Origin of the sequence: Kitasatospora arboriphila (genome assembly GCF_039528095.1) — a bacterium.
Taxonomy (GTDB): domain Bacteria; phylum Actinomycetota; class Actinomycetes; order Streptomycetales; family Streptomycetaceae; genus Kitasatospora; species Kitasatospora arboriphila.
The window spans coordinates 1-582 of record NZ_BAAALD010000285.1; the positions used below are offsets into that span (position 1 = coordinate 1).

Below are 582 nucleotides of genomic sequence, written 5' to 3' on the forward strand. Positions count from 1 at the left end.
ATTTTTTCAAACTGGCGCTGAACATCACGCCAGTTGTCTATTTTTAATGGTCGCAGTGCCTCCCTCTGTTCCGCCATAAACCTATGAAAAATTGACGGAGTTTTCAGGAATACAGCCCCCGCGATCACATATACGTGACCATCCGGCTCATTGGCTATCGTTTTTTTCTGCTGTATAGATTGTCTGAGCCAGTCAATAAACAACTCACCAGCAGGATGAAAGCGGCACAATGCCGGTTCAGAAGAAAGATCGGCTCCTTCCACATTCTCCATAAAAGACGGTAAATCATCGGGAATATTTTCAACATATTCACAGGGCGGCGGTGCCTGTTGTAAGAAAGTGGCGTAATCGTCAAAAGCTGAATCAGGACAAGCTTCTGGCAACGCGGATGGTGTGACTGGCGGCGTTTTATCGCTGCCCTCCCCGGCTTGTAAAACTATTGCCCCTACTACGCCTGATTGCGCCCGATACCCGGCAAGAAACATCGAAAGCGCCTTTAACGCGTCGGGCCATCGAATCAGCCAACGCAGCCCCTCTTCCGGCAGCAGCCTGAAAGCCAGCATGGCGCTGTGGCCATATACC

Annotated in this window: 1 protein-coding gene; it reads right to left on the minus strand. The window is 50.3% G+C overall.

Annotated elements, in window-relative coordinates:
* Positions 1-582: conjugal transfer nickase/helicase domain-containing protein (locus ABD353_RS39990; protein ID WP_344628609.1), on the minus strand; the 582-nt coding region annotated here is incomplete at both ends.